Here is a 20,228-nt window from a genome sequence, read left to right on the forward strand (position 1 = left end):
CGTCCTCGGGCACGAGCTCGAGCGCGCGCTCCGCGGTCTCGAGCGCCTCGGGGCAGCGCCCGAGCGCCTCGAGCACGCCCGCGCGCGTGTCGAGGATCATGGGGTCGCCGGGAGAGAGCGCCGCCGCCCTCTCGGCGAGCGGCAGCGCCGCGCGCGCGTCGCCGCGGAGGAGGAGGTTCCAGGCGAGGTTGTTCGCCGCCATCGCGCTCTTGGGCGCGACCTCCACCGCCCGCTCGAGCGCGTGGAACCGCTCCGCCTCGAGGCCCGCGGGGCGCGCCGCCGCGGCGAGCCAGAGCCAGGCTCGCACGTCCTCCGGGTGGCTCGCCACGGCGCGCCGCGCGAGGGGGAGCGGCTCGAGCCCGTCGAGCGCGGCCTTTACTTGAAGTCCCAGCACGTGATCGGGATCCTCGGCGAGCGCCTCCTCCATCTCCGCCCGCTCCGCCGCGCCGGCGCGCGCGTCGCCGCGGGAGAACCGCGTGAGCGCGAGGCGCGTGGCGTGCACCTCGCCGGGCGAGAGGGTGCGCGCGCGCGGAGCGGCGCGCACCGGGTCGACCGGGACGGCGATGCGGGGGCGCTCGCCCCCGGGCGCGAGCGCCGCCCGCGCGTGCTGCAGGAGCGCCGGATCGAGCGCCTCGGGGTGGCCGCCGGCGGGATCCCAGGCCGGGAACACCTCCCGCCAGGCCCGGGCCGGCTCCTCGGCGCGCGCGAGGCGGCGGCGCAGCTCCGCGAGGCGCTCCGGCTCGCGCGCGAGGAGGTAGTGCACGAGGACGGTGGCGGTGTCGTGGTAGCGCCCGTCGTGAGGGCGTCCGTCCCAGGTGAAGAGCTCGGGCACGCTCACCGGGTGCGTGAGGAACCCGCGCGCGCGGTGCGCCGGCAGCGGCCCGAACACCGGCCGCCCCGTCTCGTCCCGCTCCGCCTCGGCGAGCCCGGCGAGCCCCTCTCCGAACCAGCGCGGCTGGCGCGGGTAGGCGTGGTACGCCACGACGTGCGTGAGCTCGTGGGCGACGAGGAGCCGCGCCGCGGGGCCGAGCGCGCCGGGCAGGACGATCACCGGCTCGCCGAGGCCGTTGTGCGAGAAGAGCGCGCGCAGGCCGGGCGGCGCGAACTCGTCGAGCTCCTCCGGGGTGCGGAAGGCGACGACGCGCACGAGGCCTTCGAGCCTCGGCGCGTCGCGGGGGAAGAGCGCCGCCACGACCCACGCGTGCACCTCCTCGAGCTCGCGCGCGAGCTCGACCGCCTCGCCCCGGCGGACGTCCGAGGAGACGACGAAGTGCTCCGTCGTGAGCTCGCTCCACGGCGGGCCGCCCCGCGCCGGGCAGACGAAGCGCGCCCCGGGACCGGGCGCGTGGGCGCAGGCGGCGAGGAGCGCCAGGCCCGCCGCGGCGGCGCGTGCTCGAGACATGCGCCCGGAGCATAAGGGCCCTCCCCGGTCGCCGGCTCCGCCTCCGCGGGGCACCTCCCGGCGCGGGAGCGGCGTCGGGTCACAGGTAAGGCGAGAGGAGCCGGGCCACGCCGTCGCGCAGCTTCACGGGCAGCGTACGGGCGTCCACGTCGGCGAGCGTCACCTCGCGGGCGCGCGCGATGCGCTCCTCGGCGAGCGCCTCGGTCCGGGCGGCGAGGTTCGGGTCGTAGCACTCCACCGCCAGCTCGAAGTTGAGCCGCAGGCTGCGCGGGTCCCAGTTCGCCGAGCCCACGAGCGTCCAGACGGAGTCCACCACCATGAGCTTCGTGTGATCGAACGGAGGCGGCGTCATCCACACCCGGCAGCCGCGGTCGAGGACCTGCCAGAGCTGCGCCGTCTGCGCCCACTGCACGAGCGGCAGGTTTCCCCGTTCCGGCAGCACGACGTCCACCGCCACCCCGCGCATGGCCGCCACCGAGAGCGCGGTGATGAGCCCGGGGTCGGGCAGGAAGTACGGCGTCACGATCCGCACGCTCCGCCGCGCCGTCGCGAGCGCGCCGAGGAGCACCCAGCGGATCGCCTCGAAGTCCTCGTCGGGGCCGTCCGCCACGCCGCGGGCCACCACCTCCCCCGCGCGCCGGATGGGCGGGAAGAACGCGTCGCCCTCGAGCGACTCCCCCGTCGTGAAGAGCCAGTCCTCGGCGAAGGCGCCCTGCAGGTGCGCGACCACGGGCCCGTCGACCTTCACCTGCAGATCCATGAACGGCGGTCCGCCGCCCGGCGGCGGGAGGAAGTCGTCGCGGACGTTCATCCCGCCGGTGAACCCGACGCGCCCGTCCACGACGAGGATCTTGCGGTGGTTGCGCAGGTTCACGAAGGGCAGGAAGGCAGGGGTGACCCGCGGGAGAAATAGCTCGGTGCGGATGCCGCGCCGGCGCAGGCGGGTGTGCACGGGCGGGAAGCGGTAGCGCGCCCCGACCGCGTCCACGAGGACGCGCACGGTGACGCCCCGCGCCTGCGCCCGCGCGAGCGCCTCCGCGAAGGCCTCGCCCGCGACGCCTGGGTCGAAGATGTAGGTGCAGAAGGTGACCGAGCGCCGCGCCGACTCGATCGCGGCGATCATCGCCGGATAGGCCACCGCGCCGCCGGGCAAAAGCTCCACGGAGTTGCCGGCGAGGAGCGGCCGGCGCACGACCGCGTCGCCGAGCGCGTGCAGGCCGGCGAGGTGCGCCGCCTCCGGCGCGAGCGGCGGCGCGGGCGCGGCCTCGTCCCCAGGCGCGCGCGCGCGGCGCTCGGGCAGCCGCAGCTCCTTGGCGCGGCGGCGGATCCGGTTCACGCCGAACACGAGGTACGCGGCGCCGCCGACCACCGGCGCGAGCCAGATGAACGCCACCCAGCCGAGCGCGGCGCGCACGTCGCGCTTGTGGAGCACGGCGTGCCCGCTCGCGACGAGCGCGATCACGAGCGTGAACACCGCCGCGGTGATGGTCCACAGCTCCTCGAGCACGATCGTCGATGGAAGCATCCTTCGACGCCGCGGTCGAGGGACGGTCGGGGGCCGAACGTGTGCGCCCGCGGTGAACGCCCCCAAACCGGGTGCAGAGATCAGGATGGTCCCCGACGACGCGGTGCTCGAGGCGCGCACTGTGGGTCGCGCGAGCGCAGGCGCAGCTCGCAGGGAGGGGCCCCGTCGCGAAGCGACGGGGAGGGATGCAATCCCTCCCGGCGGGGAACGGTCGCGAACCCGCGAAGCGGGCGCGACCGTTCACGGGCCCCGCCGAGCGGGGGTGGGGCCCCGACGACGGCGGTCAGCCGTCGGCGGGGCGGGGGACGCAGTCCCCCGCTAGACTACCGGCGCCGCCGCGGCGACGCGCGTGCCCTCGGCGCGGACGCGGCCGAGCGTCGCGGCGAGGTCGTCACCGGCGAGCGTCTCGCGGCGCAGCAGCTCCTTCGCGGACTCCTCGAGGAGCGGGCGGTTGTCGAGCAGGATCGCGCGGGCGCGCTGGAAGGCGGCGTCCACCGTCTCGCGCACCGCGACGTCGATCTCGCGCGCGGTCTCCTCGGAGTAGAGCCGCCGCGTCCCGGTCACCTGGCCGAGGAAGCCCTCCGGCTCGGACTCGTAGGTCACCGGTCCGAGCGAGCCGTCCATGCCGTAGCGGGTGACCATGTTGCGCGCGATGTCGGTCACCTTGGCGAGGTCGTCGGCGGCGCCGGTGGAGTAGTGGCCGAACACGACCGCCTCCGCGGCGCGGCCGCCGAGGAGCACGGCCATCTTCGATTCGAGCTCCTCGCGCGTCATGAGGTAGCGGTCCTCGGTCGGCCGCTGGATGGTGTAGCCGAGCGCGCCGATGCCGCGCGGGATGATCGAGATCTTGTGGACCGGGTCGGTGCCGGGCAGCGCCTGCGCCACGAAGGCGTGGCCGAGCTCGTGGTGGGCGACGATCTCGCGCTCGCGCGGGTTGAGGAGCCGGTTCTTCTTCTCCAGGCCCGCGATGATGCGCTCGATCGCGACGTTGAAGTCCTCCATGGTGATCTCGTCGGCGTTGCGCCGGGTCGCGACGAGCGCCGCCTCGTTCACGAGGTTCGCGAGGTCGGCGCCGGTGAAGCCGGGCGTGAGCGCCGCCACCTCGTCGAGCTTCGTGCCGGGGGCGAGCTTCACCTTGCGCGTGTGGACCTCCAGGATCTGCGCGCGCCCGACGCGATCGGGCCGGTCGACGAGAACCTGCCGGTCGAAGCGCCCGGCCCGGAGCAGCGCCGGGTCCAGGATCTCCGGCCGGTTCGTGGCGGCGATGAGCACGATGCCGACCGACGGGTCGAAGCCGTCGAGCTCGACGAGGAGCTGGTTCAGCGTCTGCTCCTTCTCGTCGTGGCCGCCCATCATGCCGGGCATGGAGGCGCGGGCGCGGCCGAGCGCGTCGAGCTCGTCGATGAAGATGATGGCGGGGGCCTTCAGCCGGGCCTGCTCGAAGAGATCGCGCACGCGCGCGGCGCCGACGCCGACGAACATCTCCACGAACTCCGAGCCGGAGATGGAGAAGAAGGGGACCCCGGCCTCGCCCGCGACCGCCTTCGCGAGGAGCGTCTTGCCCGTACCGGGCGGCCCGACGAGGAGGACGCCCCTCGGCATCCGCGCGCCCAGGCGGCCGTAGCGCTTCGGGTCCTTCAGGAACTCGACGACCTCCTTCAGCTCCGCCTTCGCCTCGTCGACGCCGGCCACGTCCCCGAAGGTCACCTTGGTGTCGGTCTCGACGTACACCTTGGCCTTCGACTTGCCGATGGCCATGAGCCCGCCGCCGGGCCCGCCGAGCTGCTTCGCCATGCGGCGCCCGAGGAAGACCCAGATCCCGAAGAAGAGCGCGATGGGGAGGACCCAGGACAAGATGAGGGGGACGAGCTCGTTCTGGAAGCGGCCCGCGTAGACGACGCCGTGCTGGTCGAGCTCCTTCGCCATCTCCGGGTCGACCCGGGTGGTGACGAAGCGCGTCTTGCCGTTGAGCGGCTCCTTCAGCTCGCCCTGCACGTCGTCCTGCGAGACCACCACGCGGACGACCTTGTCCTCGCGGACGAGCTTCTGGAACTCGCTGTACGGCAGGGTCTGGACCGCCTGCGACTGGGACCACCAGTTCTGCAGGAGCATGACCCCGAGGGCGGCGAGCAGGACGTAGCCGAGGTTGAAGCTGGTGGTTTTCTTGTCGAGGGGCATCGAGGGCTCCCGCCGCCAAATGCGGCGTCTCCCGATCCGTAACCACCCTGCGGGCGATGACAAACACGAAATGTCGCAGCCAGACCTTCGGAAAAACGAGGGCGAGCGAGCGAGCGTCCCTGGGGGAGCGTCGGTTACACTCTGGCCCCCGATGGCTCGCATCCTCATCGCCGACGATCACGACGCGGTCCGCGAGGGCATGGCGATCGCCCTCTCGCGCCTGGGCCACGACGTCCTCGCCGTGCGCGGCGGCGCCGAGGCGATCGCCGCCTACCGCAAGAAGCCCGCCGAGGTGGTGGTCACCGACCTGCGCATGGTCCCGGTGGACGGGATCCAGGTGGTGCGCCGGCTGCGGGAGGCGGATCCGGACGCGACGGTGCTCGTCGTCTCCGCGCACGGCACCATCGCCGTCGCGGTCGAGGCGATGCGCGAAGGGGCGATCGACTTCATCGAGAAGCCGTTCTCGCCGGAGGTGCTCCGCGCCCGCGTGGAGAAGGCCATCGAGATCGCGCGCGAGCGCAAGGGCGCGCGCAACGCCCGCGCCCGGGCCGAGGCGCTCGAGGAGGATCTCGGGCGCGATCGCTCCCACGGCCTCGTGGGCAGCTCCGAGCCGATGCGGCGCGTGCTCGATCAGGTGCGCAAGGTCGCCGCCACCGGCGCGACGGTGCTCGTGCTCGGCGAGTCCGGCACCGGCAAGGAGCTCGTCGCGCGGGCCATCCACGACGGGAGCCCGCGCCGCGAGCAGCCGTTCGTGTCGATCTCCTGCGCCGCCATCCCCGAGGGCCTGCTCGAGTCCGAGCTGTTCGGCCACGAGAAGGGCGCCTTCACCGGCGCCATCCGCCGCAAGCTCGGCCGGTTCGAGCTCGCGAACGGCGGCACGCTGTTCCTCGACGAGGTGGGCGAGATCCCGCCCGCCGTGCAGGTGAAGCTCCTGCGCGTCCTGCAGGAGCGCCAGTTCGAGCGGGTGGGCGGCGAGGAGACGGTGGAGGTGGACGTCCGCGTCGTCTCCGCCACGAACCGCGACCTCGCGCAGATGGTCGAGAGCGGCCGGTTCCGCGAGGACCTCTACTACCGGCTCAACGTGGTGCCCATCGTGCTGCCGCCCCTGCGCGACCGGCCCGGCGACGTGGAGGAGCTCGCGCGGTTCTTCGTGGGCCGGCTGGCGCCGCGCATGGGCCGCGCCGTGACGGGGCTCGCGCCCGAGGCGGTGGAGCTGCTCCGCCGCCACCGCTGGCCGGGCAACGTGCGCGAGCTCGAGAACGTCATCGAGCAGGCGCTCGTCTTCGCGGAGGGCGAGGTGGTCCGGCCGCGCGATCTCCCCGAGGGCGTGCGCCGTGCGCCCCCCGCGCCCTCGCTCCCGGTGCCGAGCGGCGATCGGAGCCTCACCGACATCCTCGAGGACCTCGAGCGGCAGCTCATCCTCGCCGCCTACGAGAAGGCGCGCGGCGTGAAGGCGGAGACCGCGCGGCTCCTCGGCATCAAGCCCTCGGCGCTCTACTACAAGCTCGAGAAGTACGGGATCGTGAAGGCCGGCGAGAAGGCCGAGGAGCTCTGAAGTGACCGCGCTCGCCCTGGCGCTCGCGCTCGCCGCCGCGCCGCTCGAGTGTCCGCCCGGCGCGGAGCACCGCGGCCTCGCGCCGCCCGAGGGCTTCGAGGAGTGGTGCGAGGCGAAGGACGCGGCGGGGCAGCCGCGTCGCGAGGGGCCGGCGCGCCGCTACTACGACGACGGCGGGCTGTGGGTCGAGGAGCGGTTCCGCGCGGGCAAGCGCGACGGCGCCTTCGTCGAGCATCACCGCGGCGGGGGTGTGGCGGTCGCGGGGAGCTACGCGGACGGCGCGAAGACGGGGCTCTGGACGGTGTTCGGCCCCTCCGGCGCGCGCGAGGAGGAGGCGGAGTGGCGGGACGGAGTCCCGCACGGGCGCTTCGTCGCCTACTGGCCGTCGGGCGCGAAGCGCACCGAGGGCCGCCGCTGCGGCGGCGTCCAGTGCGGCACCTGGCGCAGCTGGGACGAGCGCGGGAGCCTCGTCGGCAGCGGCGAGTACGGGGTGCCGTCGCTCACGCCCTGACGAGGCGCGGACGAGGGCCCCGGCATCCCCCGGGCGCGTGACGGGTGCGTGACGGATTTCCGAGGCTTCCGACGGCTTTGCGCAAGTCCGGCCCCGCGCGCGGCGTGTAAGTGCTTGATCCGGGGCGAGACGCGCGCGGGCACGTGGGTTGCTCTCCAGACCCGCGGATGTTCGAAGGCCTCGCCCTCGCCCTGCTCCTCTGCGCGCCTCCCGAGCTCGAGGCGCATCGCGCGGAGCTCGACGCCCTCGCCGGCCGGATCCAGGAGCTGAAGCTCCGCCAGATCCACGGCGAGAACGTTCGCCGCGAGCTGGAGCGGTTGCTCGTGCGCGCGCAGGAGGTCGCCGGCGCCATCGAGGCGGAGCTCCAGCGCGAGGGCGCGCTGCCGACGGCGCTGCCGCCCTCTCCCGACGAGCTGCGCGAGCGGGCCGACGCCGCCCGCGACGAGGCCGACCGCCTCGCGGCGGCGATCCACGCGCTCGACATCCGCATCACCACCGCGAGCAACGAGCTGCGCATGGCCCAGTTCGGCGCCTCGCTCACGACCGGGCAGGATCCGGAGCGCCACCGCCGGCTCCGCGTGCTCGTCGAGCAGCGGCAGCTCCTCGCGCACCGCCTCCGCCTCGTGCTCGCAGACGCGGCGCGGCTCGAGAGCGAGGCCAAGGCGATCGAAGGCGAGCGCTGAACGAGGGTCGGCGGTTGGCGATCACCCCGCGAACAGCGCCATCTTCCGCCGCCCTGAGTGATCCTCTCCCGGGCCGCGGGTCCGTGACCGCGGCACCTCTCCCCGACGGAGGCGCCGGCGACGGCTCGAGCCGCCGCCGTGCCGCGCCCTCGCTACCGGAAGCTCAGCTGTCCCGGCGCGTCACGCGCCGGGGCGCGGACTCGCTCTCGAGGTAGGCGTCGAGCGCGGCCGAGGGGACCGGCACGGCGAGCCAGGTCGCGACGAGCGCGCCGTCCGCGAGCGCGATCCGCTGCTCGACCCCCGGCGTGAGCTGCACGGTCCCGCTCGCCTTCACGTCGTGTCCCGGCACCCACAGGGCGTACGCGAGCGAGATGTCGCCCGTCGCGTCCCGCACCGCCTCGACCCGGAACGCGACGCGCACCGCGCCCGCCTCGCCGGGCTCGTGAAGCACCACCTCGGCGGCCTTGCCGGCGGGGGCGATGATCCGCGGGCGCGCCACGACCTCGCCGCTCGGATCCCTGAGCTCCAGCGCGACGAGCTGGCCTGCCGAGCCGATCTCGCGCTCGGCGCGGGCGCGGGCGATCGCCCCGTGTGTCCGGACCGCCACCTCTGTCGAGGCGCCGCCGACCAGGAAGGCCGACACCAGCAGGAGACCGACGCGGGCGGCTGACGCGCGGGGGAGCATGGGACCGTCCGGCTGCAACGCACGTGCCCGTTCCCCCGTGCGGAATTTCGGGGGTTTGGGGAATTCTGGCGGTGGGTGCGCGTGGCATTCCCGAGGTGCCGCTCGGAAATCCGCGATCAGGCTCTCCGCCAGCCCTCCCCCGTCTGCGTGACCCTCCCCTCGGACGCGAGCTTCTGGAGCGCAGCGAGGCAGCTGCGCTCGGCGAGGGGGAGCGCCGCGGGCGGGGTGTCCGCGTAGGCGAGCGCCGTGACCGCGGAGAGCGAGCGCGGGGCTTCGTCGAGCGCAGCGGCGATGAGCGCCTCGCGCGCGTGGCGATGCGCGAGGTAGGCGCCGAGCCGCTCCGGCGCCGCGGGCGCGGGCGGCCCGTGCGCCGGGTAGAGCGTGCGGGGCCCGAGCGCGCGGAGCCGCTCGAGCTGCCGCTCGTACTCGGCCATGTCGCCCTCCGGCGGGTCGATGACGATGGTCGACAGGGTCGAGACCATGTCGCCGCACACGAGCGCGCCGGTGTCCTCGTCGAGGAAGGCGAGGTGCTCGCGCGCGTGGCCGGGCGTCTCGAGGACCCGGAAGCGGCCGCCGAGCAGCTCCCCGTCGCGCACCGGGCGCACCTCGACGCCTCCCGGCACGCGCCCGGCGGCGAGCCGGTGGCCGAGGACGGGCACGCCGTAGCGCTCCGCCACGCGGGCGACCGCACCGGTGTGGTCGGGGTGGACGTGCGTGAGCCACACCGCGCGCGGCGGCCGCCCCTCCGCGGCGAGCGCGTCGAGCATTGCGAGGAGCGCCGCCTGCTCCGCCGGATCGGACGCGCCGGGATCGACGACTGCGAGCCCGTCGCCGGCCGGGACGAGCCAGGCGTTCGTGTGCGTCGCCGGCGGGATCGTGGGCGTGCGCAGCGCGGCGAGGAAGAAGCCCTCCTGGAACTCGATGCGCCGGGAGACGAACGCGTCGCAGTGCGGCGGCGCCGAGAGCGCCGCGAGGGACGGCTCGCCCGGGCGCGCGAGCACCCGCAGCGCGTGGAGGTTCGGCGGGTGGAGGAGCAGCTCGCCCGCGGCCCAGCGGCGGAGCGCCCGCGCCACCGGGACGAGCGCGCCGGCCGCGAGCTCGCCCGCCCACACCTCCGGGGCGTCGTGCGACGCGAGCCGGACGAGGAAGAGGCGCGCGTCGTAGCGGAGCGGCAGGTGCGGTGGGGTGATCCAGCGGCCGGCGGGGGCGAGGCGAGCGGGGTCGAGGGCGAGGCGGTGCCGCTCGAGGAAGGCGCGGAACGGGAGCGTCCCGTCGAGCACCGCGCGCCGTCCCTCGGCGAGCTTCGCCCGTGACGGCGCCTCGCCCGCGCGGCGCGCGAGGAGCACCCCCGTCTCCTCGAAGAGCTCGCGGGCCGCGCAGGCGACGAGCGCGGCCGCCTCGCCCGCGTGCCCGGGGACCTCCAGCTCCGCGTCCTCCGGATCGAGCCGCCCGCCCGGGAAGGCGTGAAACCCCGCCGCGAACCGCCGCTCCACGCCGCGGCGCACGAGGAACACCTCGTGGCCGGCGGGCCCGTCGCGGAACAGGACGACCGCGGTGGCGACGGCGGCGGGCGAGGCGGTCATCGGATCCGCACGAGCTCCCGCTGGATCTTGGAGAACACCTTCGGCCCGTCGTCGGCGAGGAACACGTCGATCTCGCTGCGCACGCCGAGCCCCTCCTCCGGCAGGTAGATGCCGGGCTCGATCGAGAAGCCGAGCCCGGGCACGAGCGGGCGGGTGTCGTGGGTCTCGAGGTCGTCGAGGTTCGCGCCGTCGCCGTGGACCGACAGGCCGATGGAGTGGCCGGTGCGGTGGACGAACTTCTCGCCGAAGCCCTGAGCGGCGATGTGATCGCGGACGACGCGGTCGACCTCCCAGCCCTGCAGCGTCTTGCCCTCGCGGTGGGCGCGCTCGAGCGCCGCGAGCCCCGCATCGCGCGCGTCGGCGGTGACGCGGAAGATCCGCTCCAGCCGCTCCGGGGGACGCTCGCCGCAGTAGCCGACCCAGGTGATGTCCGCGTACACGTCGCGGGGGCCCGTGCCGCGGGCCCACAGGTCGATGAGCACGAGGTCGCCCGGGCGTATGGGCGTCGGCGTCCGCTCCGAGGGCTCGTAGTGCGGATCGCCCGCGTGGGCGTTCACCGCCACGATGGGCGGGTGGTCCGTCTCGAGCCCGGCGGCCGCGAAGCGCTCCATGAGGAACGCCTGCACGTCCGTCTCGAGCAGCGTCTCGCCGGCGCGGTGCGCCTCGCCGATGCGCGCGAAGGCGGCGTCCTTCGCGGCGTCGATCGCGGCGAGCGCGCGGCGGTGGCTCTCCACCTGCGCCGCGTCCCAGCGGCACAGGAAGCGCTGGACGAGCTCCGCCGAGGAGACGACCTCCACGCCGAACGTGCGCACGAGCTCCAGCGTCCCCGCGTCGACGCGCGAGAGGTACGGGATGGCCCCCTTCGGGAAGTACTCCATCGCCACGCGCGCGCCGGGCCGAAGGGCCCCGAGGAGCCGCCCGAGCGCGTCGAGCAGCGAGGCCCAGGAGGCGTACTTCTCGCGCCGCCCGGGGATCTCGGGCGGGAAGGAGCCGAGCTCGATGGCGTGCACGAGCGCCACGGCCTCGCCCGCCGCGGGCACGAGGTAGAACCAGCGCCGGGTGAGCATGTGGCCCTCGAGCCCCACCGCGCTCACCGCGGTCGGGTTCTGGCCGTGGAAGTCGTAGAGCAGCCAGGCGTCGAGCTTCGCCTCGGCGAGCGCGCGCTGCAGGGCGGGGAGGCCGGCGGCGGGGATGGGCGCGGCGGGGGTCGGAGAGGCCATGTCGTCGAGGATCTCCCTGGGTGCTAGATGGGCACGCGGTAGCGCTGGGCCGGGCCGCGGTCCGAGGGGTGCGTGATCTCGTGCAGGCGGATGGAGTTCGTGGCGCCGGTGATGCCGAGCGGTGAGCCGTGGACGAGGACGACGCGGTCGCCGGGGCTCACGACGCCCTCCTCGAGCAGCCGGTCGGAGACGAGCTCGGCCATGAGGTCCGCGCTCTTCACCGGCTCCATGATGCGCGGCACGACGCCCCAGTAGAGCGCGAGCCTGCGCCGGATCGACTGGTCGGGCGAGAAGGCGATGATCGGCACGCGCGGCCGGAAGTGCGAGAGGAGCCGCGCGGTGGTGCCGGAGAGGGTGAAGCAGCAGATCGCGACGGCGCCGGCGGCCTCGGCCGCCTCGCAGGCGGCGGCGGAGGTGACGAGGTTGAAGGGCGCGGGGCCGCGCGGGACGTCGAAGACCCCGGTCGTCGAGGGGCTCGTCTCCGCCTCGCGCACGATGCGGTCCATCATCTGCACGGCGTTCACGGGGAAGCGGCCGCTCGCGGACTCGGCCGAGAGCATCACCGCGTCCGCGCCGTCCCACACCGCGTTCGCCACGTCGGAGGCCTCGGCGCGCGTCGGCCGGGGGTGCTCGATCATGGACTCGAGCATCTGCGTGGCGATGATGACCGGCTTCCCCGCGATGTTGGCGCGGCGGCAGATGTCCTTCTGGAGGAGCGGCACGCGCTCGGGGAGGATCTCCACGCCGAGGTCGCCGCGGGCGACCATGACGCCGTCGGCGGCCTCGATGATCGCGTCGATCGCCCCGAGCGCCTCCGGCTTCTCGATCTTCGCGATGACCGGCACGATGCGGCCGGCGCGCTCCATCTCGTCGCGGCAGGCGCGCACGTCGTCCGCGGAGCGCACGAACGAGAGCGCCACCGCGTCCACGCCGTGGGCGAGCCCGAAGGCGATGTCGGCGCGGTCCTTGTCGGAGAGCGCCTCGGCACGCAGCGTCACGCCGGGCAGGTTGATGCCCTTGTGCTCGCGCAGGATGCCGCCCTCCACCACCTCGCAGCGGGCCCGCACGCCGTCCGTCCCGAGGACCCGCAGCTCGATGAGGCCGTCGTCCACGAGCAGCCGGTCGCCCGGCCGGACGTCCTCGGCGAGGTGCGAGTACGTGGTGGAGACGCGGTGCGCGTCGCCCTTCACCTCGGCCTCGGTGGTGATCTCGATCTCCGCCCCGGGCTCCAGCCGGACGCCCTCTCGCCCGACGGCGAGCGGGCCGGTGCGGATCTTCGGGCCCTGGAGATCCTGCAGCACCGCGACGGCGCGGCCGAGGTGCCGCGAGGCCGTGCGGATGCGATCGAGCATCTGGGCGTGATCCTCGTGGTGCCCGTGCGAGAAGTTGAGCCGCGCGACGTCCACCCCCGCGCCGAGCAGGCGCTGGAGGACGTCGGGATCGGACGAGGCGGGACCTAGGGTGGCGACGATCTTGGCGCGGCGCATGGGGACATCGTTTAGCGCCAGGCGGCGAACTGCGTCCAGGCTTCTGCCTGGTTCCCGCAAGTTCCGCGCCGGTGCCAGGAGAGGGCGTGCAGGACGGTCCACCGCTCCGGGTCCGGCGCGGCGATCGACAGGTCGCCTCTTTCCCCACGGCTCAGGCTGATGACCTCGTCGTCGCCGGTCACCTCGAGGAAGTCGTAGTAGACGGGGCCGCACTCGGCGGGCTCGAACTCGGTCCAGTCGTCGCGGACCCGGATCTCGAGCGGCCCGACGAGGATCGCGTCCGTGCCGCTCTCGCCCTCGTAGGCGGACTCCACGACCGCGAACTGGCGCACGTCCGCCGCGAGGACCCCGGTCGTCTCGATGCGGAAGCCGGGGTAGTTGAGCGGCTCGCCCACGGGGCCCTTGCCGGCGGGATCGGAGAGGAGCGTCACCGTGAGCTGCGCGCCGTCGAACTGCGCCGGGTACGCGAGCCCGCCCGTCGCGTCCGCGCGGAAGCTCAGCGTCACGTCGAAGGGTTCACCGCCCCCCTCCGGCACGACGCCCGCCACGCGCAGCACCGTCGGCTCGAGCCGCGCGCCGGTCCCGGTGAAGCGGAAGGCGGCCCGCGCGTCGAGGAGGAAGCTCCCCGCGTCCGAGCGGGCGACCTCCACGTGGAACGGCCTCGTCTCGACGTCGCGCGTCTGGCAGGCCGCGAGGGCCAGCGCGAGGGACAGCGCGGCGGCGCTAGATCGCGAACCCGGCACGGAGCCTCCACTGGCCGAGCTTCGAGAGGCCCGGCCTGGCCCACACGAAGCCCTCGGCGCCAAGGATGAACCTCCCGATCGCGCGCTCCACGCCGGCGCCCAGCTCCGCGTCGTGGACCCAGCCCGGCCCGGCCCGCTGCGTGCCGGACAGCCAGCGGACGTCCGCGCGCCCGTAGAAGGTGGCCCAGTCGAGCACCACCCCCGCGGCGACGGAGCCGCGGATCGCGGTCAGGTTGGCCGTGGCGACGTCGGCCGGGACGAAGATCTGACCGACGGTGAGCTCCGCGCTCCCGCGCACCGTCCCCTGCGGCGTGAAGGACGTGCGCAGGCCGGCGTAGATTCCGTTCTGGCCGCCGAACCGCTCGTACAGCAGGAGCGAGTCGGCGCGCAGCACGAGGTTCAGCCAGCTCGCGAGCCCGATGTCCGCGCGGAGACCGCTGCGGAGCCAGCCGAGGTCGAGGGACGCGATCATCCCGCCGCGGGGGACGGGGCCGAGCGCGAGCGAGCGCGCGGGCACCTCCGGCTCGAAGTCCCGGTCGTCGCCGGTGACGTAGGTCTCGCCGCTCGCCGGCGGCGGCTCGGACGGCGGCTGCTGCGGCTGCGGCTCCTCCTGCGAGAGGCCCGCGGCCGGCGCCGGCCCGGCCCGGGCGGCGCTCGGGCCATCGCGCTCGGCGCGGGCGCTCCCGGCGGCTCCCAGAGCCGCGACGACGAGGATGATCGCGAGGGGCCGCACGGCGAGGAGGGAGCCTAGCGCGCACCACCGGAGCCGTCCCGGGAAAGTAGCGGCGCTGTCCGCTTGGGGTGATCCCTGCTGCGGCGCACGCCTCTGCCCTCGGCGAGGCCATCGTGCGCCTCGCGACGGGCTCTACCCGAACGTCGCCGGGTCATCCGCGGGGGGCGCTTGACGCCCGCCGGTCCCGGGCTGGTACCGTCGGCGCTCCTGATGAAGCTCGACCGGGAGTTCTACGCCCGCGACACGCGCGAGGTGGCGCGCGACCTGCTCGGGAAGGTGCTCGTCCACTGCGACGGCGGAGTGCGTCGCGCCGCGCGCATCGTGGAGACCGAGGCGTATCACGGCCCGGACGACCTGGCCTCCCACGCCCGCTTCGGCCCGACGCGCCGCGCCGCCGTCATGTTCGGGCCGCCCGGCGTCGCCTACGTCTACCTCATCTACGGCACGAGCCACTGCATGAACGTGGTCACCGGCGGAGAGGGGTTCCCCTCCGCGGTGCTGCTCCGCGCGGGCGAGCCGGTCGAGGGCTGCCTCCACTCGACGCGCGGCCCGGGCAACCTCTGCCGCGCCCTCGGCATCCGGCGCGAGCACGACAACGGCCGCGAGCTCACCGGAGACGACCTGTTCGTGCTCGACGCGTCGTCGCCCCGGGAGCCGATCATCGCCGCGCGCCGCGTGAACGTGGATTACGCCGGCCCGTGGGCGGAGCGGCCGTGGCGCTTCGCCCTCGAGGGGAACGCCTTCGTGAGCCGCGCGCCGGGCGCGTGGCGGCGCGTCCGCCGCGGGCGGCCCTGAGCGCGTCCTCGCCCCGCGTCCGGGATCGGTCCCGCGGCCGGAAGCCACGAGCCGCCGAGGGGGAGACCTCTCGCCCGGGCGAGGGCTCCCGCCGGCCGGAGTTGGGCTATGGTGCGCCGCGTGCTCCACCTCCTCGGGCAGGACAGCCGCGCCCTCGCGACGCGGGCCGGCATCGCCCTCGACGACGCCCGGCGCATCACCGGCGCGGTGATCGGCCGGGGCGCGCCGCTCCGCTCGGCGCGCAACGTCCGGCGCGAGGTGCTCGATCGGGTCGAGGCGCTCACCACGCCCGGCGAGCTGCGCCGCGTCACGACCGTCGACGCCAGGGACGGCTTCCGCCGCTACCTCTTCGAGCTGCCGGACGGCGCGCGCGTCGAGGCGGTGCGCATCCCGCTCTTCGACACGCACCACACGGTCTGCCTCTCCTCCCAGGCGGGCTGCGCGCTCGCCTGCGCCTTCTGCGCGACCGGCGCGCTCGGGCTCGTGCGCTCCCTGCGCGCCTGGGAGATCGTGGCGCAGCTCCTCCACGTCCGCGCGGACGCCGTCCGCCCCGTCACCGGCGTCGTCTTCATGGGCCAGGGAGAGCCGTTCCTCAACTACGACGCGGTGCTCGATGCGGCCTACACGCTGTGCGACCCGGCCGGCGGGCGCATCGACGCGCGGCGCATCTCGATCTCCACGGCCGGGGTGGTGCCCATGATCCGCCGCTACACGGCGGAGGGGCACAAGTTCCGGCTGTGCGTCTCGCTCAACGCCGCGATCCCCTGGAAGCGGCGCGCGCTCATGCCCATCGAGCTCGGGTTCCCGCTCGACGAGCTCGTGGAGGCGATCCGCGAGCACGCCGCGAGGCGCGGCCGCGTGACGCTCGAGTACGTCATGATCTCCGGGGTGAACACGGGCGAGGAGGACGCCGCCGCGCTCGGCCAGCTCCTCGCCGGCATCCCGGTGCGGCTGAACCCCATCGCCGTGAACGACGCGAGCGGACGCTACCGCCCGCCCGACGAGGCGGAGTGGAACGCGTTCCGCGACGCGCTCGGGCGCGCGCTGCCGGGGCAGCCCATCGTGCGGCGCTACTCGGGCGGGCAGGACGAGCACGCCGCGTGCGGCATGCTCGCCTCGCGATCACGCAGCTGAGGCGAAAGAGCGCCGAGCGGGATCGCCGCTGCCGCGCGTACCGGCTGGCGGCGCCGCGCGGAGCCGTCGTCTACGAGAGCCCCCTGACGATCGCGTGCGTCAGGAAGAAGACGATCGCGGCCACCACCGCCGAGGCGGGGATGGTCAGGATCCAGGCCCAGACGATCCGCCCGGCCACGCCCCAGCGCACCGCCCGCGTGCCCTTCGTCGAGCCCACCCCGACGATCGCGCCGGTGATGGTGTGCGTCGTCGAGACCGGGATGCCGTAGTGGGCGAGGGCGAGGATGGTGACGCCGCCGCCCGTCTCGGCGCAGAAGCCGCCGATGGGCTGGAGCTTCGTCAGGTTGTGGCCCATCGTCCGCACGATGCGCCAGCCGCCGAACATCGTGCCGAGCGCGATGGCGGCGTGGCAGGCGAGCACGACCCAGAACGGCACCGGGAACTTGTGCGCCACGTCCGCGGCCGAGACGCGGTCCGCCCAGATCGTGCCGTACAGGACGACCGAGATGATCCCCATGACCTTCTGCGCGTCGTTCGTGCCGTGGCTGTAGCTGAAGATGCCGGCCGACACGAGCTGCAGCCGGCGGAACCAGTGGTCGACGCGCGCGGGCGTGCTCTTCCGCACCACCCAGGCGGTGAGGACCATCATCAGCGAGCCGAGCACCATGCCGATGAGCGGCGACAGCACGATGAACGCCGCGATTTTGGCGATGCCCGAGCCGATGAGGCCCCCGACGCCGAGCGGCGGGAGGGCGGCGCCGATCATGCCGCCAGCGAGCGCGTGCGAGGACGAGGACGGCAGCCCCCACCACCAGGTGAGGAGGTTCCAGACGATCGCGCCCATCAGCGCGGCAAAGATCACGGTGAGGACGAGGGGCGTCCCGTGGGTGCGGAGCTGGTCGAACTGCACGATGCCCTTGCCCATGGTCGCGGCGACCTTGAGCTCGACGCCCCACAGCACGGGCGCCGCGGAGATGAAGTTGAAGAACGCGGCCCACGCCACGGCCCACAGCGGCGAGAGCACGCGCGTCGAGACGACGGTGGCGATCGAGTTCGCGGCGTCGTGGAAGCCGTTGAGGAAGTCGAACGCGAGGGCGACGAGGATGAGCCCGACGACGATGGGGAGGAGCATGGAGGGGGGCTGATCGTGCGGCGTTCTGCGCTAGGCGTGCTCGAGGACGACGCCCTCGAGCACGTTCGCGACGTCCTCGGCGCGGTCCGTGGCGGTCTCGATGAGATCGATGATCTCCTTCCACTTCATGACCGTGAGCGGGTCGTTGCCGCGCTTGAAGAGCTTCGCCATGGTGCGGCGCGTGAGCGTGTCGGCCTGGTTCTCGAGGACGTTCATCTCCTTGCACGCCTCCAGGATCCTGCCGGGGTTCTTCTTCATGTCCCGCAGTCCGGCCACCGCCTCGCGCATCTTCTCCGACTGGGCGACGAGCACCGCGGCGAGGTCGCGCGCGTCGGGGAGCACCTGGTCGAGATCGTAGAGCCCGAGCCGCTCCGCCGCGGCGTCGGCGAGGTCGAGCACGTCGTCGATGCGCGACAGCAGGCGGTGGATCTCGGTGCGATCGAAGGGCGTGATGAACTGGGTGTGCAGCCGGGCGAAGGCGCGGTGGGTGATGTCGTCCGCGCGGTGCTCGACGTCCTTGATGGCCTGGACCTTCGCCGGCACGTCCGTGAAGTCGTCGAGGAGCGCCTTCAGGAGCTTCGCTCCCTCCACCACGGTGGCCGCCTGGGCCTCGAAGTCGGAGAAGAAGTCGTCCGACTTCGGCATCAGCTTCTCGAGCAGTGTCATGGAAGGGCTCCGGGGTGCGGCAAGGCGCGCGAACCATACTCGACCTCGCACGGCAGTCCAACGGAGCCGTGCCGCGCCCGGCCCTTGGCGCTCAAAACATCATCCCCCTAACGGGGTGGTCCTGAAGTGGGAAACCGAGTGTTTTTCCGGGGATGAGTGGCCGCATGTAGGCCATCCCACCACCCAGAGGCTTGCTCGCTCGTGCGGTGACCTTTCATATTGGACGTCCCGGGAGGGCGGGACGCCGGAACAGGATCGCTCCGCCTCGCGTTCCCGACCCGGGCGCGCACGCGCTCACCCGAGGGCCTGTCACCGCACATGCGATTCGCCGCCAAGATCGGCCTCCTGCTCCTCGCCGTTGGCGTCCTTCCGGTCGCCCTGCTCGGCATCGCCTCGTACACGGTGAGCCGGGCCGAGCTGCAGCGGACCGTCGGGCGCATGCAGGAGCAGTCGGCGGAGGATCTGGCCCTCTTCACCGAGCGGTTCGTCTCGGGGGCGCTCGAGAACCTGCGTCTCTCCACGAGCGCGGTGCTGCCGCTCGACGTCTACTCGCGCTCCGAGCTCCGCAACATCCTCGGGCTCCAGTACCGGCAGCTCCCGTTCCTCTCGATCCTCGCCATCGTCGACGACGACAAGTCCCCCGTGGCCGGGCCCATCTTCGTCCCGGTCCCACGCTCGCCCGCCGACGCCCGTCCCGAGGATGCGCCCCTCGCGGGCCGCGTCCAGGTCACGGACGACGCGCTCGACTCCTTCGCGCGGCGCCTGCCCGCGCCGCCCGCCGAGGTCGGGAGGCTCGAGCTGTCCCAGCCCTACCGTGGCGCGGACGGCGTCCCGCGCCTCGCGGTCGCGCTGCGCCTCGAGCCGACGCGCACCCTCGCCGCCGAGATCGTCCTCACCGACGTCGCGACCCGGGTGTCCGCGCTCACGCGCAAGGGCGCGGGCGTCGCCTACCTCGTGGACGGGCGCGGGGAGCTTTTGGCGCACGGGGAGCCGGACGGACGCATCGCACGGGAGGAGAAGGCGCTGCCCGAGCTCGGATCCGCGCGGACCGGCGCCCTCTCGCGGCTCGTCCAGCGCGCGGACGGCCGGCGATGGCTCGCCGCCTTCGCGCCGGTGGGGACGTACGGCTGGGGCGCGGTCGTGGCGCAGCCGGCGACCGTCGCCTTCGCCGCGGCGCAGAACCTCGGCGCCTACACCGTCACGATCGCCGGCCTCGCCATCCTGCTCGCGCTCGCGGTGGGGACGCTCCTCGCGCGGCGGGTCACGCGGCCGGTGCAGCGGCTCTCGTCCGCCGCCGCGGCCATCGCGGCGGGCGACTACGGCACGCCCGTCGAGGCGCGCGGCCGGGACGAGATCGCCGAGCTGGGGCGCGCCTTCGGACGGATGACCGCCGAGATCCGGCGCCGCGACGAGGAGATCCGCGGCTGGAACCGCGAGCTGCAGGCGCGGGTCGAGGAGCGCACGGCCGAGCTCAAGGCCGCGCAGGATCAGATCCTCCGCACGCGCCGCCTCGCCGCGCTGGGCTCCCTCGGCGCCGGCATCGCCCACGAGCTCAACAACCCGATGACCGCGATCACCGGGTACCTCGCCATCGTGAGGAAGCAGCTCGGTCCGGGCTCCCCCCAGGGCGAGCTCATCGCGAACGCGCAGGAGCAGGCGGCGCGCGTCGCCCGCGTCATCGAGGACCTGCGCAGCTTCGCGGACCAGGAGCGGTCCGCCCAGGGCCAGCGGTTCTCGCTCGTGCGCCCGGTGCGTGCCGCGCTCGACCTCTACGAGGATCGTCTGCGGGCGGCCGGCATCGCGGTCCGCGCCCGCTTCGACGAGCCGCTCCCCGACGCGCAGGGCGACGTGGTCCAGCTCCAGCAGGTGGTCGCGCACCTCGTCGAGAACGCGATCAACGCCATGCCCCGCGGCGGCACGCTCGAGGTGTCGCTCGGCTCGATCGACGGTGAGGCCATCCGGCTGCGCGTCGCGGACACGGGAAAGGGCATCCCGGCCGGCCTCCGCGAGCGGATCTTCGATCCCTTCTTCACCACGAAGGACCAGGCGGGCCGCGTGGGTCTCGGGTTATCGGTGTCGCACAGCATCGTCGAGGCGCACCGAGGAAAGATCCTCGTCGAGAGCGAGGAGGGGGCCGGCGCCGCTGTCACCGTCCTCCTCCCGGCCGCCACGGCGGCGCACCTCGCCTGAAGGAGC

The 20,228-nt window shown here is 74.2% G+C and carries 16 protein-coding genes and 1 pseudogene; 6 read left to right on the forward strand and 11 right to left on the reverse strand.

Features of this window, described 5'->3' with window-relative positions; translation table 11 throughout:
- The 3 genes from MNZ29_RS15335 to ftsH all read right to left on the reverse strand — a co-directional run.
- A partial coding sequence (locus MNZ29_RS15335) for a hypothetical protein (protein WP_242355760.1) occupies positions 1-1,402 on the reverse strand: 1,402 nt, incomplete at its 3' end.
- A 79-nt stretch (positions 1,403-1,481) separates the two neighbouring features.
- On the reverse strand, positions 1,482-2,927 hold the full coding sequence (locus tag MNZ29_RS15340; RefSeq protein WP_242355762.1) for a phospholipase D-like domain-containing protein: 1,446 nt from the start codon (positions 2,925-2,927) through the stop codon (positions 1,482-1,484).
- A gap of 318 nt (positions 2,928-3,245) precedes the next feature.
- Positions 3,246-5,105 (reverse strand): ATP-dependent zinc metalloprotease FtsH, encoded by a 1,860-nt coding sequence (ftsH, locus tag MNZ29_RS15345; RefSeq protein ID WP_242355764.1) that lies wholly within the window; start codon positions 5,103-5,105, stop codon positions 3,246-3,248.
- Positions 5,106-5,256: 151 nt separating this feature from the next.
- Here ftsH and MNZ29_RS15350 point away from each other — a divergent pair, with 151 nt between their 5' ends.
- From MNZ29_RS15350 to MNZ29_RS15360, 3 genes are all read left to right on the forward strand, one after another.
- Entirely contained in the window at positions 5,257-6,660 is a 1,404-nt protein-coding gene (locus MNZ29_RS15350; RefSeq protein WP_242355766.1) for a sigma-54 dependent transcriptional regulator, read from the forward strand.
- A gap of 1 nt (position 6,661) precedes the next feature.
- On the forward strand, positions 6,662-7,171 hold the full coding sequence (locus tag MNZ29_RS15355) for a toxin-antitoxin system YwqK family antitoxin (RefSeq protein ID WP_242355768.1): 510 nt from the start codon (positions 6,662-6,664) through the stop codon (positions 7,169-7,171).
- Between the two features lie 167 nt (positions 7,172-7,338).
- Positions 7,339-7,854, forward strand: a complete 516-nt coding sequence (locus tag MNZ29_RS15360; protein ID WP_242355770.1) for a hypothetical protein — start codon at positions 7,339-7,341, stop codon at positions 7,852-7,854.
- Between the two features lie 163 nt (positions 7,855-8,017).
- Here the strand turns inward: MNZ29_RS15360 and MNZ29_RS15365 are convergent, their stop codons facing one another.
- From MNZ29_RS15365 to MNZ29_RS15390, 6 genes are all read right to left on the reverse strand, one after another.
- Positions 8,018-8,539, reverse strand: coding sequence for a hypothetical protein (locus MNZ29_RS15365; RefSeq protein ID WP_242355772.1), 522 nt, complete (start codon positions 8,537-8,539; stop codon positions 8,018-8,020).
- 116 nt (positions 8,540-8,655) lie between these two features.
- Positions 8,656-10,122: an MBL fold metallo-hydrolase gene (locus MNZ29_RS15370; protein WP_242355774.1), complete on the reverse strand. Its 1,467-nt coding sequence runs from the start codon at positions 10,120-10,122 to the stop codon at positions 8,656-8,658.
- On the reverse strand, positions 10,119-11,342 hold the full coding sequence (locus tag MNZ29_RS15375; protein ID WP_242355776.1) for a Xaa-Pro peptidase family protein: 1,224 nt from the start codon (positions 11,340-11,342) through the stop codon (positions 10,119-10,121). Before MNZ29_RS15375 ends, MNZ29_RS15370 begins: the two co-directional genes overlap by 4 nt.
- Before the next feature lie 23 nt (positions 11,343-11,365).
- Positions 11,366-12,829 carry a pyruvate kinase gene (gene pyk, locus MNZ29_RS15380; protein ID WP_242355778.1) on the reverse strand — a complete coding sequence of 488 codons (1,464 nt, stop codon included), beginning with the start codon at positions 12,827-12,829 and terminating at the stop codon, positions 11,366-11,368.
- An 11-nt stretch (positions 12,830-12,840) separates the two neighbouring features.
- Positions 12,841-13,572 (reverse strand): hypothetical protein, encoded by a 732-nt coding sequence (locus tag MNZ29_RS15385; RefSeq protein ID WP_242355780.1) that lies wholly within the window; start codon positions 13,570-13,572, stop codon positions 12,841-12,843.
- Positions 13,553-14,305: a hypothetical protein gene (locus MNZ29_RS15390; RefSeq protein WP_242355782.1), complete on the reverse strand. Its 753-nt coding sequence runs from the start codon at positions 14,303-14,305 to the stop codon at positions 13,553-13,555. The genes MNZ29_RS15385 and MNZ29_RS15390 overlap by 20 nt, the downstream gene beginning before the upstream one ends.
- Before the next feature lie 210 nt (positions 14,306-14,515).
- Here MNZ29_RS15390 and MNZ29_RS15395 point away from each other — a divergent pair.
- Positions 14,516-15,147 (forward strand): annotated as a pseudogene (locus MNZ29_RS15395) (DNA-3-methyladenine glycosylase); the annotation flags it as partial.
- Between the two features lie 73 nt (positions 15,148-15,220).
- Positions 15,221-16,234: a radical SAM protein gene (locus tag MNZ29_RS15400; RefSeq protein ID WP_242355785.1), complete on the forward strand. Its 1,014-nt coding sequence runs from the start codon at positions 15,221-15,223 to the stop codon at positions 16,232-16,234.
- A 70-nt stretch (positions 16,235-16,304) separates the two neighbouring features.
- On the opposite strand, the gene MNZ29_RS15405 is transcribed toward MNZ29_RS15400, so the two are convergent.
- Both MNZ29_RS15405 and MNZ29_RS15410 read right to left on the reverse strand, forming a co-directional pair.
- A complete protein-coding gene (locus MNZ29_RS15405; protein ID WP_242355787.1) occupies positions 16,305-17,366 on the reverse strand; it encodes an inorganic phosphate transporter in 1,062 nt (353 codons plus the stop codon).
- Positions 17,367-17,396: 30 nt separating this feature from the next.
- The gene (locus MNZ29_RS15410) at positions 17,397-18,032 is read right to left on the reverse strand and encodes a DUF47 domain-containing protein (RefSeq protein ID WP_242355789.1); all 636 of its coding nucleotides are present in this window, start codon (positions 18,030-18,032) and stop codon (positions 17,397-17,399) included.
- A 318-nt stretch (positions 18,033-18,350) separates the two neighbouring features.
- Here MNZ29_RS15410 and MNZ29_RS15415 point away from each other — a divergent pair, with 318 nt between their 5' ends.
- The gene (locus MNZ29_RS15415; protein WP_242355791.1) at positions 18,351-20,222 is read left to right on the forward strand and encodes an ATP-binding protein; all 1,872 of its coding nucleotides are present in this window, start codon (positions 18,351-18,353) and stop codon (positions 20,220-20,222) included.
- Positions 20,223-20,228: the final 6 nt, after the last annotated feature.

This window comes from Anaeromyxobacter sp. SG64, from assembly GCF_022690745.1.
Lineage (GTDB): Bacteria > Myxococcota > Myxococcia > Myxococcales > Anaeromyxobacteraceae > Anaeromyxobacter > Anaeromyxobacter soli.

Excerpts from the sequence above, each read along its gene's own strand:
- MNZ29_RS15340 (WP_242355762.1), bottom strand. The coding sequence starts at position 2,927 with ATGCTTCCATCGACGATCGTGCTCGAGGAGCTGTGGACCATCACCGCG.
- ftsH (WP_242355764.1), bottom strand. The coding sequence starts at position 5,105 with ATGCCCCTCGACAAGAAAACCACCAGCTTCAACCTCGGCTACGTCCTG.
- MNZ29_RS15350 (WP_242355766.1), top strand. The coding sequence starts at position 5,257 with ATGGCTCGCATCCTCATCGCCGACGATCACGACGCGGTCCGCGAGGGC.
- MNZ29_RS15360 (WP_242355770.1), top strand. The coding sequence starts at position 7,339 with ATGTTCGAAGGCCTCGCCCTCGCCCTGCTCCTCTGCGCGCCTCCCGAG.
- MNZ29_RS15365 (WP_242355772.1), bottom strand. The coding sequence starts at position 8,539 with ATGCTCCCCCGCGCGTCAGCCGCCCGCGTCGGTCTCCTGCTGGTGTCG.
- MNZ29_RS15370 (WP_242355774.1), bottom strand. The coding sequence starts at position 10,122 with ATGACCGCCTCGCCCGCCGCCGTCGCCACCGCGGTCGTCCTGTTCCGC.
- MNZ29_RS15375 (WP_242355776.1), bottom strand. The coding sequence starts at position 11,342 with ATGGCCTCTCCGACCCCCGCCGCGCCCATCCCCGCCGCCGGCCTCCCC.
- pyk (WP_242355778.1), bottom strand. The coding sequence starts at position 12,829 with ATGCGCCGCGCCAAGATCGTCGCCACCCTAGGTCCCGCCTCGTCCGAT.
- MNZ29_RS15405 (WP_242355787.1), bottom strand. The coding sequence starts at position 17,366 with ATGCTCCTCCCCATCGTCGTCGGGCTCATCCTCGTCGCCCTCGCGTTC.
- MNZ29_RS15410 (WP_242355789.1), bottom strand. The coding sequence starts at position 18,032 with ATGACACTGCTCGAGAAGCTGATGCCGAAGTCGGACGACTTCTTCTCC.
- MNZ29_RS15415 (WP_242355791.1), top strand. The coding sequence starts at position 18,351 with ATGCGATTCGCCGCCAAGATCGGCCTCCTGCTCCTCGCCGTTGGCGTC.